Consider the following 12,410-nt stretch of genomic DNA (forward strand, 5'->3'; position numbering starts at 1 on the left):
TGGTCGTTGTCTTGATGCAAAGCGCAAGTGGGGGAAACCAGGGCAGCGCTGGATCCCTTAAGTGCAGTTTGGGATAACTACTCCGATGCTTCCCAGTGAAACGGGAAATTCACCTGGAGTTATAGTAATTGTCCGGTTAGGTCTAGGATTAATCCGTAAGTAGTGGCTGTTACCATTCAGAGGCAAGATTAGTGAAGAGCCCTTTGCACTGGCACCATGAAATCCATTGTTGAACAACTTAGACTTCAATTCACTCAAGCCTTAACTGCTGCCTTCGGTTCTGACGTGGCAGGGGTAGATCCAATGATGGTACCTGCCAGCAATCCCAAATTTGGTGACTATCAGTCTAATGTGGCCTTGGCTTTGAGCAAACGTTTGAAACAGCCGCCAAGAGCGATCGCAGAATCTTTGTTGCAGTATATAGATGTGGCTGAGATATGTCAGAGCCCGACTATTGCTGGTCCAGGCTTCATTAATTTGAGCTTAAAACCTGCTTACTTGGAAGAACGGCTAAGGGAGATTCACACTGACCCACGTCTAGGAGTAGCAGTCGCTCCAGCCCCTCGACAGGTCATTGTTGATTTTTCTTCTCCCAATATTGCTAAAGAGATGCATGTGGGACATCTACGTTCAACGATTATTGGGGATTCGATTGCCCGGATCTTAGAATTTCGGGGTCAAAATGTACTGCGCTTGAATCATGTGGGAGATTGGGGAACCCAATTTGGGATGTTGATCACTTATCTTAGGGAAGCTTACCCAAGTGCTTTGACTACAGCTGATGCCCTGGATTTGGGAGATTTAGTTACCCTTTATCGGCAAGCTAAACAACGGTTTGATGCAGATGAGGAATTTCGGGAAGCATCTAGACTCGAAGTTGTTAAACTCCAATCTGGTGCAGCCGATAGCCGCCGTGCTTGGCAACTACTGTGTGACCAATCTCGGCGGGAGTTTCAGATTATCTACGATTTGCTGGATATTCAGCTCACCGAAAGGGGAGAATCCTTTTACAATCCTTTCCTAACAGAGGTTGTGGACTATTTAGATAAGTCTGGCTTGTTAGTGGAAGACTCGGGAGCCAAATGTGTTTTCCTTGAGGGATTTACAAATAAAGATGGTGAGCCTCTGCCCTTGATTGTGCAAAAATCTGATGGGGGCTATAACTATGCCACTACTGACTTAGCTGCACTGCGCTACCGGACTGAGCAAGACCAGGCTCAAAGGATTATATATGTTACTGATTCCGGACAAGCAAATCATTTTGCCCAGGTATTTCAGGTTGCTCGGCGGACTGGTATTCTTCCGGAAAATGTTGAAATAGTTCATGTTCCCTTTGGTTTGGTTCTGGGGGAAGATGGCAAAAAGCTGAAAACGCGGTCTGGGGAAACAGTGCGGTTGCGGGATTTGTTGGATCAAGCGATCGCACGATCTGGTGCTGATTTAGAATCGAGACTGAAGCAAGAAGGTCGGGAGGAAACTGAGGAATTTAAAGAGCATGTTGCCAAAGTCGTAGGCATGAGTGCAGTTAAGTATGCTGACCTTAGTCAAAATCGTACCAGCAACTATATATTCAGCTTTGATAAGATGTTGGCACTCCAGGGCAATACGGCACCATATATGCTTTATGCCTATGTCCGCATTCAGGGAATTAGCCGCAAAGGGGAGATTGATTTTGAGCAACTGGGAACCGATGCCAAAATTTTGTTGCAAGAAGACGCAGAATTGGTGCTAGGGAAGAAGTTATTGCAACTGAGTGAGGTCCTTGGTGAAGTTGAGAAAGAATTGATGCCGAATCGTCTTTGTCAGTACTTGTTTGAACTGAGCCAGAAGTTTAATCAATTCTATGACCAATGCCCTGTACTGAAAGCCGAAGAACCCAAGCGGACATCCCGTCTGCTGCTATGTGATTTGACTGCTAGAACTCTGAAACTGGGATTGTATTTACTCGGAATTCAGGTACTGGAGCGGATGTAGTACAGTTAACTATCTCAGCTATCAGCCAAGGTCAAAGGCTGATAGCTGAGATAGTTACGTACATCTTTATTAGGACAACTATCTGAATAACTCTACTTCAGCATCAGCTAGTTCACGACACTAGTGTTCGAGCCACAGGGTGAGATAATGGTTTGGTTTTGACCACAATTTCCACATCTTGACCCAAAGCGTTTAAGAAGCGAAACAGCCGCACAATTGAAAAACCCGCCAACTTACCATGGATAAGTGCGGACACTTTAGGCTGATCTACTCCTAAAACCTTTGCCGCCGCAGCTTGTGTCATACCCTGGTTGGCAATAATACTACTAATCTTACGAGCCAGTTCTGCTTTAACGATTAATTCGTCAGAGTTTTCTAAACCTAAATCGGCAAACACATTACCACTACTAGCTTGTACTTCAATTTCTTTGACCATAATTACTACCTCTACTCGTGAGTGTAATGTTGTGAGTAATGTTCTCTGGCTCTTTTTAACCTGGCTTCAATTAATTCCAGCTCTTGCTTGGGTGTGGCGATACCTTGCTTTGATTTCTTTTGAAATGTATGCAGAACATACACTACACCTTGGAGTTTTACGGTGTATACACCCCGATAAGTGTCTCCATCAAAGTTGTCAATAACTTCGAGTACACCAGCACCTTTGAATCCTTTGAGGGGTTTAGCAGCGGGATGTTTGTCTCCACATTGAGCTAAGTACAAGGCATAACCCATCACTTGCTGAACTTCTGAGGGAAATTTTTTCAAATCTTCCAAGGAACTGCCAACCCACTCTACAGGTTTTAAGGACACATCCATGTGATAAATATGCCAATTCTAGCATGCTAATTACTAGTGTCCTAATTATCGGTTTCTACAATGAACAGGGTGTTTGACACTCCCCATAGCAGCAACACAAACCACTCTAAGGTGGCAAAACCTGCAAACATAGGGTGCAGTTCAATAGATTGTAGCGATTTGAAAATTAGTGAGTAAAGGATTTTACAACTACTATAAGTTAGCAATAATCTGCTTCTGATATTCCTCCTCACTCATCATCTCTTGGGTACTCTCCACTCGGTCTAAAAATACAATTCCCTCAAGATGGTCATATTCATGCTGAAATATCCTGGCTACAAAGTCTGTTAATTGTTGCCGCTGATACTGACCATACCGATTAGTATACTCCACCTCAATTCGACTATACCTGGGTACTAAACCTCGAATTCCGGGAATACTCAGACAGCCCTCCCAGTCCTTAACCATGTCAGTGTCGTGACTAATCATGGAAGGATTAATCATAGCCGTTGGTTCCATCAAGGGTGCGTGGGGATACCTCAAATTCGGACGAGACGCTACGATAAACAAACGATAGGATTGAGATACTTGGGGTGCTGCAATGCCAACGCCATTGGCTGCTGTAGCAGTTGCTATGAGCTGATCAATCAGTTGTTGAAGGCGTTCATCCAGCAAGTTATGTACTCCCTGACTGTGCTGGCGTAAAATCGGGTTGCCTAACTGAGCAATTTGTAGTGTTTCACTAACCATAGTAAAAGCCAAACGTCTATATCAGTCAAGCTTATTCGATCAAATGCTCAAACAGTACCTTTATATATTAAAAATTGGTAAACAGTTTTGGGTGGTGGGATATAGGAAAAGGTATTTTTATTCCCTTGGTCTGGGCTGTGGCTGATCACATCTAGCTTAAAAACAATTGACTACGGTAGAATAAAAACGGTGAAAATTTCCCCAGAAGAACTATGGATTCAGGTATTAGAACGTCTCAAACTACAACTGAGTCAGCCCACCTTTGAAACTTGGCTGGAAACAACTACTGCTCAACAGCTTGACAATAACTGCTTGGTGATTCGCACTCCCAATCCCTTTTCAAGAAATTGGTTGCAGAAGTATTACGTTAAAACAATTGCTGATGTCGTGGAAGATATTTTAGGTCAACCAGTAGAAATTCACTTCACAACAGCTACAGGAGACAATAACTCAATGACTGGTGATGTTGACTTTTCCTGGTCATTTCCCGTAGCCACTAATCATTCCCAAAATACCTTTAAAAACCAGCCAAGACGGTCTAAGTTAAATCCTAAGCATGTTTTCTCTCGCTTTGTGGTTGGTCCTAATAATCGCATGGCTCATGCTGCATCTTTGGCGGTAGGGGAGTATCCAGGACGGGAGTTTAACCCTCTGTTTCTTTGTGGTGGTGTTGGTTTAGGAAAAACTCACTTAATGCAGGCAATTGGTCATTACCGCTTAGAGAATAACCCAGACTCTAAAATATTTTATGTTTCTACTGAGCAGTTCACTAATGATTTAATTTCTGCTATTCGTGAGGATAGTCTCCAGAGTTTCCGAGAACATTATCGGACAGCAGAGGTACTTTTGGTAGACGATATTCAGTTTCTTGAAGGTAAGGAATATACTCAGGAAGAGTTTTTCCACACCTTTAATACTTTGCATGAAGCTGGTAAACAAATTGTCTTGGCATCAGACCGTCCTCCTAATCAGATTAATAGCTTGGAAGAACGCCTTTGTTCCCGCTTTTCTATGGGGTTAATCGCTGATCTTCAGCCACCGGATTTAGAAACCAGGATGGCTATCTTGCAAAAAAAGGCAGAGGACGAAAATATACGTCTATCCCACGATGTAGTTGAGTATATTGCTGCTAGCTACACCTCTAACATTAGAGAATTAGAGGGAGCTTTAATTAGGGCGGTGACTTATGTATCGATTGCGGGGTTAGCGATGAATGTGGAAAATATTGCACCGATTTTGAACCCACCGACCAAGAAGATTCAGACTTCTCCTGAAGTGATTTTAAATACTATATCCGATACCTTTAATCTTTCAGTGGAAGATTTAAAAAGTAGCTCTCGGAGGCGAGAAATTAGTTCGGCTAGGCAAATTGGGATGTATCTGATGAGGCAGCATACAGAATTGAGCCTACCCCGAATTGGGGAAGAATTTGGTGGCAAAGACCACACAACAGTTATGTACAGTTGCGATAAAATTGCTCAGCTGCGGGAAAAAGATGATGAGTTAGCTCAGAAACTTTCTCAGTTAAGCGATCGCATAAATCTGACAGCCAGGAGTCAAAACCAAAAATAAAGCGTGTTTATAGCAATTATCAGCGACGTTTGAGGTAATTTTGTCCTGGCTTTTAGGGAATAGGGAATAGGGAATAGGGAATAGGGAATAGGGAATAGGGAACAGGGAAAAAATACTCTGTACCTGATTAGCCTAGAAAACACTATATTAACTAAAGTTTATTAATTAAAGTTTATTAATTAACCCCTTGAGCTTGATGTTATGATCGAGTCTACTGCTGGAATATCTGGCTTCTGAGTATAAATGCTCTGTGGAAAAATCACCGAATTTTTCCACAACTTTTTCCACAAATGGATTACTAGCCCAATTAGTATTCAGCTATCAGTTATCAGCTATCAGCTATCAGCTATCAGTTATCAGTTATCAGCTATCAGTTATCAGCTATCAGTTATCAGCTATCAGTTATCAGCTATCAGTCATTAGCTATCAGCTATCAGGTATCAGTTATCAGCTATCAGCTATCAGCTAAAGGCTGACCGCTGACCGCTGACCGCTGACCGCTGACCACTGACCGCTGACCACTGACCGCTGACCACTGACCACTGACCGCTGACTACTGACCACTGAATACTTAGGTTTTTGAGGTGGTTTTGTAGAAAGATTAGTAATCGAGTACTATAGTTTTTTGCTAAAGCAAGCCCCATTAGAAAACCAATCATGAAACTGGTTTGCAGTCAAAGTGACCTCAATACAAACCTTTCACTAGTGAGTCGGGTAGTCCCTTCTCGCCCTACTCATCCTGTGCTGGGTAATGTTTTGTTAGAAGCAGACCAAAAAAATCAGCGGGTGCTACTAACTGCTTTCGACCTGAGCGTGGGTATCCAGACTAGCTTTAATGCTGACGTTGAGACAGGAGGGGAAATTACGCTGCCAGCCAAACTGCTCAATGATATTGTCTCCCGTCTACCTTCAGGGGAAATTACTCTAGAGGATGATGGGACAGGAACAGACAGTGATAGCCTGATTGTGACCTTAACCTCGGCTACCGGACGTTATCAGGTTCGAGGCATGAGTTCTGAGGAATTCCCCGAACTGCCGGAAGTTAACACATCCGTTGCGGTTCATATTCCTGTAGAAGTCTTAAAGGCTGGATTGCAGGGTTCTTTATTTGCCACCAGTTCTGATGAAACTAAGCAAGTGTTGACGGGGGTTCACCTTACTGTACAGTCGGACAAATTGGAATTTGCTGCTACCGATGGTCACCGACTAGCAGTTGTGGAAACTAATCGCACAATAGAGGAAAGTGCAACGACTGAAGCTACCCAAGAATTGGATGATCATGATTTCCCCCTAGAATTTACTTTACCAGCTAGAGCGTTAAGGGAGTTGGAGCGGATAGTATCTAAGGCTGAAGCTCAAGATATTATTGCGATTCAGTTTGAACCTGGTCAGATTGTTTGTCAAGGGGGAGAACAGCGTTTAACAAGCCGAACTTTGGAAGGACAGTACCCTTCCTATCATCAGCTGCTTCCCAAACACTTTGAGCGTCAGCTCATTCTCGATCGCCGTCAATTACTGAGTGCAGTAGAACGGATTGCAGTGTTGGCTGATCAGAAAAATAATATTGTCAAGTTTAATATCGATAGTGTTAACCAGCGGCTTCACCTCTCGGTAGAGGCAAAAGATTTGGGTAGTGGTCGGGAGTCAATGGAAGTAGAAATATCGGGTGATAGTTTGGAAATTGCTTTTAATGTTAAGTACTTAATTGATGGCTTAAAAGCCCTTTCTACCTCTGAGATTAAAATGCAGATGAATGAAGCTAATAGTCCTGTGATTTTTATGCCTCTAGGGGGATTGAAGATGACCTATTTGATTATGCCAGTGCAGATTAGAAAATAGGTAAGGATTCAGCGGTCAGTGGTCAGCCCTCAGCCCTCAGNTATCAGTTGGTAACCCTTGGCTGCCGCTGCCATTGCTAGAGCAATACCTGTGTTTCCCGAGGTCGGTTCCACCAAAATAGTTTTGCCGGGGGTAATCCACTCATTCTGCTCCGCTGTGTTGATCATGCTAACACCAATCCGGTCTTTAACAGACGAAGATGGATTCATGCCCTCTAGCTTGGCTACAATTCTAGCGACACAGCCTTCTGCTTGAGGAATACGGTTTAATTGTACTAGAGGTGTCCGACCAACCAGTTCGGTAATATTTGGAGCAATTCGCATAACTGTTGGAAATTCTGAGTTATTAGTTGTTATCCATCATCCATCCTAGTATTTTTTGACACTCCCACCCCTTCAAACAAAAATCCCCGCCTAGGGGCAGGGAAACCTAACTAATTCTCAATAGTCCTTGGGCAATTAGCCAGGGTCTTTAGAAGGTGAATGTGGTTCTGATGGTACCAATCACAGCATCATCATTACCGTCACTCTGCTCTGGATTAATCACCCAGATCACACCAGGAGTGATAGAGATATTATCGGATAGCTGATACTTGTAGAAGCCTTCTATGTGAATGGGGGTATCAATCTCATTCAAATCCGAATAGGGGACTGCACCACCAAAGAAACCTAACACACTACCTTCTTTCCCAAAATCGGGGAAGGCTAAACCACCGCCGTAACTCCAAATTTCACCATCTCCTTCACCAATCACAATCACATCGGTGTAGTTGAAAAATCCACTAAAGGAAATCTTGTCGGTGAGGCGAAACGCTAATTCTGCTCCGTAGGAGTTGGTTACCTTGTCAGCTGAATCAGCTATACGACTAGCAAGAAGTGCTTCTTGATTTAAGTTGGCAGCACGAGTACCTACTATACCATCTTCTCCAGCGCCTTTGCTGAATATGGCACTGTTCTCTTTATGGAAACCATGGACGTAAGTAAAGCCCACACCAATGCGGTCGTTGACGTTGAAGTTCAACTGACCCAAGGCAGAATAATCACCATTGAACAGACCTGAACCTTCATCAGGATCTGACGCATTGCCAGCTAGGTAACCCAGTGTGACAGTACTTGGTCCAATCACGCTCTCTAGTAAACCGAGTTGGAAGCTAACCCCTAAACCAGCACCACCACCAATCCGATAGATGGGGTTTTGTTGAGAAAATGTGGATAGAGAGCCACTACCACCATCGAAGTCTTGGAAATAGGGATTGAGTGTAGGAACGTAATCATCATGCCGACCACCAAAGGCAGCAATGTAAGTTGATACTTGACCAAACGGACCAATAGGAATGTCACCGTAATAGGCTAACCAGTCAACTCCTATATCGTTCCCGTCACCAGTACCATCAATCTCAGTGTTAAAGGTCTGGGTGAGTTCTGGGGTAATCTCACCCCCCGCTGTGAAGGCATTCAGGTTACCAGCACTCAGACGAGTTACTAAACTGTCTTGACCAGTGAAGCTGGTGTCGAGAACTAAACGAACCCTGTCACCAAAGACAACTTGGTTATTGTCATCTTCCCCAAAATCACCAAAGTTATTGGTCAGGGCGAATATGACTTCCCCTTCCAGTTTCGTAGTAGTGGAGAATTGGTGATCCTCTAGGAATGCGACTCGACCTTCGAGGTTATCGACCCGTGCTCCGAGGGTAGCCAGTTCTGCCTCAAACTCTTGAATCAGCCGTTGCAGCGTTTCTAAGTCTTCACGGGTAATAAAGTCAGCAGTACTAGCAGCAATTAAACGCTCAATCTGGTTCAAACAAGCGTTCAAGCCAGCCGCAAATTCGTAACGGGTGGTAGCACGGTTGCCACGGAAGGTGCGGTTTGGGTAACCAGCGATACAACCGTAGCGCTCTACCAGACTACGCAGAGCTTCATAAGCCCAGTCTCCAGGAGAAACATCCCGCAGTTGGGAAACACTAGTTACCTGATCTTGGCTGTTACTGCCTTCTTTACCGTAGCGTTGAATTTGATTTAACAGCTGGCTGTTATCTGAGGCTGAGGGGACGGCTTGGGCTATTTTTGTTTCTGCCTCCGGTACGTCTACCTTAGGAACTAGGGTATCGGCCTTTAAAGTTAATGATGTTCCCTCACCCAAGGTGGAGCCCATCGACCTGGAAAAAACTGGGGTATCCTTTACTTCTGGAGCAGTGGGGGCCGCCGCGATCGCCATTGTCTTTACTGGGACAGCTTGAAGTGGGGCAGCTTCCGTAGTAACTTGATTCTCAACTGTTAAGGAGTTGGCCTTGTTGGCTGCCTGTACCTCATTGGTACCAAAGGCGAGAGCAGCACCCACTACAGCAGGACTTATCAGTAGGGACTTCAACAGTAGTTTAGACATCTTCTCTTAATCCTCACACCTTTACAATTATTGAACTCTCCCCCGGATCAATCACGGAGGATGGTGACATACTCCCGACGCTGACAAGCACGCGACAGCACGGGCTTCTTACCAACACCAGCTACTGCTTAGGTTACTCGGTAAGCTTTATTAACGACACGGGATGCCCCTCCGCGCCGGAACAATACAAAAAAGTTCTATTTTCTTTGTACTGCAGGTGCGACCCGTGGCGAATTTAATTCGCCGACGGAAAGCGCACCTATGGAATTTTACCCATCCACAGATAACTCAAACTATCAAGTTTTTTCTGAAGGTCACCCCATATTCGTTGGTTGTCAAGGTTCAGGCGCGTAGGTGGCGGTTAGCTCTTAATTTGTTTTTCCCTACTATCCCTAGTACATCGCATTGGAAAGCTCTGTTCCGACCCTTGCCCCGCGCTCCATCCCTACACTTACTCTATACGGTAAAGTACGGGGATTCTCGCGGTTTAGATAAGAATCAGCGCTATTGCGATGAAACCTATTAACCTATTACAGGAACAATTTATTAGAGGAACAATTCTTATACTATAGCCTTTATCGACAAAGTGCTATACAAACTTTTTTGCCAATGCCTGTGAATGAACTTCTGCGCTAGCTGCGGGTCTATTGCTAAAGCAATTGTCACTTATTTAGAGTTATTGAAAGGATATTAACCCAGCTCTGAAATAACTTGCGCTAGGTCAAAATCTTTTGAGGTTAAGCCACCACTATCATGAGTGGTTAGAGTAATCGTTACCTTATTGTAAGAAATCTCTAGGTCAGGATGGTGTCCTGCAACTTCAGATGGTTCAACAAGTTTATTCACAAAAGCGATCGCTTCTACAAAACCCTTGAATGTCTTTTTACTACGCAGGGTTTTCCCTTCCACACTCCAGTCTTCTAGCTGACTCGCCTTGGCTTGAATTTCTGCATCGCTGAGTAGTTGAGCCATGATGGTTAGATCCACTCCTTCAACAATCCCAAAAAAAGACTATCCGCTCTCACGGCTAGTGTTTTGGTTAATCCATAACACCTGGTGTGAGAGCGGTCTAGCGGGTCTTCTGATTGAAACCAGGCTGCCGAGAGGAACTCTTAGGTAGCCCTGCCTAAGCAGTCATATAGATTCTCCGTAGAGAATCCAGCTAACTCCTAGAGAACAGCCCCGGCGCACAGCCGGCTAACTCCAACCAGATGACCCATGAGTTTACTACTATCTTCCATGGGCATCACCTCCTTTAATCCCTAAGCGGTTTTTTGTACCTTTCCAGGATTATTACCTTTTCTTACAATAACAGAGTATCCCTCAAATGGCAACCTCTGGAAACTAGCATAATTATAAGTTCAGCGAAGATTGCTCAGAACGTTCCAGTTTTCTGTTTCTAGAACTGCTCAAAGCCCCACCTCCAGGTGGGGCTTTGAGCAAATCCAAGCGCTAACCTTAATTCGGGATCAGCCTTGGAGTGTTACAGAGCGTTACCGCGAGGCAGTACTTCCTCAGGGAACTCAAAGTTTTGGTGAGGTTGATCTGCTGGAGCCATCCAAGCCCGCAGACCCTCGTTCAGCAAGATGTTCTTAGTGTAGAAGGTTTCAAACTCTGGATCTTCTGCTGCCCGGATTTCCTGGGACACGAAGTCATAGGCTCGTAGGTTCAATGCTAAACCTACAATTCCCACTGCACTCATCCACAAGCCAGTTACTGGCACAAACAACATGAAGAAGTGTAACCAGCGCTTGTTAGAGAAAGCAATTCCGAAGATTTGAGACCAGAAGCGGTTGGCGGTGACCATTGAGTAGGTCTCTTCCGCTTGGGTCGGGTTGAACGCCCGGAAGGTGTTGGCTTTGTCCCCATCCTGGAACAGGGTATTTTCTACCGTTGCCCCATGAATGGCACACAGCAGAGCACCACCGAGTACTCCAGCTACGCCCATCATATGGAAGGGATTCAGTGTCCAGTTGTGGAAGCCTTGCAGGAACAGGATGAAACGGAAAATACCCGCTACTCCGAAGCTAGGTGCAAAGAACCAGCTGGACTGTCCCAACGGGTACATCAGGAACACGCTGACAAATACTGCAATCGGCGCACTGAATGCGATCGCGTTGTAGGGTCTGATGCCTACTAGACGAGCAATTTCAAATTGCCGCAGCATGAACCCAATCAGGCCAAACGCTCCGTGGAATGCCACAAAGCTCCACAACCCTCCTAGTTGGAACCAGCGGGTCAAGTCTCCTTGAGCTTCTGGTCCCCACAACAGCAGCAGGGAGTGTCCCAGGCTGTTGGGAGGAGAGGATACTGCTACGGTCAGGAAGTTGCAGCCTTCGAGGTAGGAAGACGCTAAGCCGTGGGTGTACCAAGAAGTAACAAAGGTGGTACCAGTTAGCCAGCCCCCCAAAGCCATGTAGGCACAGGGGAACAACAGAATGCCTGACCAGCCAACGAATACAAAGCGGTCGCGCTTGAGCCAGTCGTCGAGGATGTCAAACCATCCTCTGGTGCTGGGGGCGCGTCCTACTGCTACTGTCATAGCAAGGATCTCCAGATATATATAAGTACGGTAAGCCGATTTACTTTCTTGCCAACTTTGCTACCTTACTAAAGGGCGTCTAAGTAAAGAAAAGTAAAGTTCGTCTAATATAACTATCATAATATGTCATAATTCTTAATTTTGCTACCCCCTTAAAAAAAAATTAGGTAATAACTGCACCCAAGATACCGCTCTTACCCCGGTTTGGGCTGGGGTCTAAGATAAGAAAAAGAAGTACATTTATAGAACGCGCTACGGCTTGATACTCCATGTTCACCATTGACTTGATTCTAAGGAATACACCCATGCCACTGTCTGTGCAACGTAAGTCAGAAGAAGAGGCGCAAGCGACCTACCAGGAAATTTTGACAGCCATGCGCTCTGGGCATCCTCAGTTGTTAGAACTCAGCTGCGATCACCAGCCAGAGAAGAAAATTGGCGTTCTCAGCGATCAGATCAGTGCAGCAATGATTTCTCAAAAATCTGGAGCCACAGGCTCAGGACGTACTCCCGGCTTCTTTGCCATGGCTGAATAAATTCATGGAACAGCAAGATA

Annotated in this window: 13 protein-coding genes and 1 pseudogene; 6 read left to right on the forward strand and 8 right to left on the reverse strand. The window is 45.0% G+C overall.

Going from position 1 to position 12,410, the window contains the following annotated elements:
* The first annotated feature begins 216 nt into the window (after window positions 1-216).
* Window positions 217-1,974, forward strand: a complete 1,758-nt coding sequence (gene argS / locus F6K20_RS01360) for an arginine--tRNA ligase (protein WP_287293440.1) — start codon at window positions 217-219, stop codon at window positions 1,972-1,974.
* A gap of 112 nt (window positions 1,975-2,086) precedes the next feature.
* Here the strand turns inward: argS and F6K20_RS01365 are convergent, their stop codons facing one another.
* The 3 genes from F6K20_RS01365 to def form a co-directional block, all read right to left on the reverse strand.
* Entirely contained in the window at window positions 2,087-2,410 is a 324-nt protein-coding gene (locus F6K20_RS01365; RefSeq protein ID WP_287293442.1) for a helix-turn-helix domain-containing protein, read from the reverse strand.
* Window positions 2,411-2,421: 11 nt separating this feature from the next.
* Window positions 2,422-2,790, reverse strand: a complete 369-nt coding sequence (locus tag F6K20_RS01370) for a type II toxin-antitoxin system RelE/ParE family toxin (protein WP_008186335.1) — start codon at window positions 2,788-2,790, stop codon at window positions 2,422-2,424.
* Between the two features lie 192 nt (window positions 2,791-2,982).
* Window positions 2,983-3,519 (reverse strand): peptide deformylase, encoded by a 537-nt coding sequence (gene def / locus F6K20_RS01375; protein ID WP_287293444.1) that lies wholly within the window; start codon window positions 3,517-3,519, stop codon window positions 2,983-2,985.
* A 189-nt stretch (window positions 3,520-3,708) separates the two neighbouring features.
* Between def and dnaA the strand changes: the two genes are divergently transcribed.
* Both dnaA and F6K20_RS01385 read left to right on the forward strand, forming a co-directional pair.
* Window positions 3,709-5,091, forward strand: coding sequence for a chromosomal replication initiator protein DnaA (dnaA, locus tag F6K20_RS01380; protein ID WP_287293447.1), 1,383 nt, complete (start codon window positions 3,709-3,711; stop codon window positions 5,089-5,091).
* A gap of 250 nt (window positions 5,092-5,341) precedes the next feature.
* Window positions 5,342-5,560 carry a hypothetical protein gene (locus F6K20_RS01385; RefSeq protein ID WP_287251293.1) on the forward strand — a complete coding sequence of 73 codons (219 nt, stop codon included), beginning with the start codon at window positions 5,342-5,344 and terminating at the stop codon, window positions 5,558-5,560.
* Here the strand turns inward: F6K20_RS01385 and F6K20_RS01390 are convergent.
* On the reverse strand, window positions 5,553-5,750 hold the full coding sequence (locus tag F6K20_RS01390; protein WP_287251292.1) for a hypothetical protein: 198 nt from the start codon (window positions 5,748-5,750) through the stop codon (window positions 5,553-5,555). The genes F6K20_RS01385 and F6K20_RS01390 overlap by 8 nt on opposite strands.
* On the opposite strand from F6K20_RS01390, the gene dnaN reads away from it, so the two are divergent.
* Window positions 5,749-6,930 carry a DNA polymerase III subunit beta gene (dnaN, locus tag F6K20_RS01395; protein ID WP_287265657.1) on the forward strand — a complete coding sequence of 394 codons (1,182 nt, stop codon included), beginning with the start codon at window positions 5,749-5,751 and terminating at the stop codon, window positions 6,928-6,930. The genes F6K20_RS01390 and dnaN overlap by 2 nt on opposite strands.
* 41 nt (window positions 6,931-6,971) lie before the next feature.
* Here the strand turns inward: dnaN and F6K20_RS01400 are convergent.
* Both F6K20_RS01400 and F6K20_RS01405 read right to left on the reverse strand, forming a co-directional pair.
* Window positions 6,972-7,253 (reverse strand): annotated as a pseudogene (locus F6K20_RS01400) (pyridoxal-phosphate dependent enzyme); the annotation flags it as partial.
* A 148-nt stretch (window positions 7,254-7,401) separates the two neighbouring features.
* Window positions 7,402-9,312, reverse strand: a complete 1,911-nt coding sequence (locus F6K20_RS01405; protein ID WP_009149075.1) for an iron uptake porin — start codon at window positions 9,310-9,312, stop codon at window positions 7,402-7,404.
* Between the two features lie 226 nt (window positions 9,313-9,538).
* On the opposite strand from F6K20_RS01405, the gene F6K20_RS01410 reads away from it, so the two are divergent.
* Window positions 9,539-9,838 (forward strand): hypothetical protein, encoded by a 300-nt coding sequence (locus F6K20_RS01410; RefSeq protein WP_131826892.1) that lies wholly within the window; start codon window positions 9,539-9,541, stop codon window positions 9,836-9,838.
* A 164-nt stretch (window positions 9,839-10,002) separates the two neighbouring features.
* On the opposite strand, the gene F6K20_RS01415 is transcribed toward F6K20_RS01410, so the two are convergent.
* Window positions 10,003-10,284, reverse strand: a complete 282-nt coding sequence (locus F6K20_RS01415) for a 4a-hydroxytetrahydrobiopterin dehydratase (protein ID WP_009149074.1) — start codon at window positions 10,282-10,284, stop codon at window positions 10,003-10,005.
* Window positions 10,285-10,795: 511 nt separating this feature from the next.
* Window positions 10,796-11,854, reverse strand: a complete 1,059-nt coding sequence (psbD, locus tag F6K20_RS01420; RefSeq protein WP_008183309.1) for a photosystem II D2 protein (photosystem q(a) protein) — start codon at window positions 11,852-11,854, stop codon at window positions 10,796-10,798.
* A gap of 269 nt (window positions 11,855-12,123) precedes the next feature.
* On the opposite strand from psbD, the gene F6K20_RS01425 reads away from it, so the two are divergent.
* On the forward strand, window positions 12,124-12,390 hold the full coding sequence (locus tag F6K20_RS01425) for a UPF0367 protein family (protein WP_008177880.1): 267 nt from the start codon (window positions 12,124-12,126) through the stop codon (window positions 12,388-12,390).
* Window positions 12,391-12,410 lie beyond the last annotated feature (20 nt).

The sequence above is a fragment of the Moorena sp. SIO2C4 genome (assembly GCF_010672485.1).
GTDB classification, from domain to species: domain Bacteria; phylum Cyanobacteriota; class Cyanobacteriia; order Cyanobacteriales; family Coleofasciculaceae; genus Moorena; species Moorena producens.

Coding starts and splice junctions, on each gene's coding strand:
- psbD (WP_008183309.1), bottom strand. CDS start 11,854: ATGACAGTAGCAGTAGGACGCGCCCCCAGCACCAGAGGATGGTTTGAC.
- F6K20_RS01365 (WP_287293442.1), bottom strand. CDS start 2,410: ATGGTCAAAGAAATTGAAGTACAAGCTAGTAGTGGTAATGTGTTTGCC.
- F6K20_RS01370 (WP_008186335.1), bottom strand. CDS start 2,790: ATGGATGTGTCCTTAAAACCTGTAGAGTGGGTTGGCAGTTCCTTGGAA.
- F6K20_RS01425 (WP_008177880.1), top strand. CDS start 12,124: ATGTTCACCATTGACTTGATTCTAAGGAATACACCCATGCCACTGTCT.
- F6K20_RS01415 (WP_009149074.1), bottom strand. CDS start 10,284: ATGGCTCAACTACTCAGCGATGCAGAAATTCAAGCCAAGGCGAGTCAG.
- F6K20_RS01390 (WP_287251292.1), bottom strand. CDS start 5,750: ATGATTGGTTTTCTAATGGGGCTTGCTTTAGCAAAAAACTATAGTACT.
- def (WP_287293444.1), bottom strand. CDS start 3,519: ATGGTTAGTGAAACACTACAAATTGCTCAGTTAGGCAACCCGATTTTA.
- argS (WP_287293440.1), top strand. CDS start 217: ATGAAATCCATTGTTGAACAACTTAGACTTCAATTCACTCAAGCCTTA.
- dnaN (WP_287265657.1), top strand. CDS start 5,749: ATGAAACTGGTTTGCAGTCAAAGTGACCTCAATACAAACCTTTCACTA.
- F6K20_RS01405 (WP_009149075.1), bottom strand. CDS start 9,312: ATGTCTAAACTACTGTTGAAGTCCCTACTGATAAGTCCTGCTGTAGTG.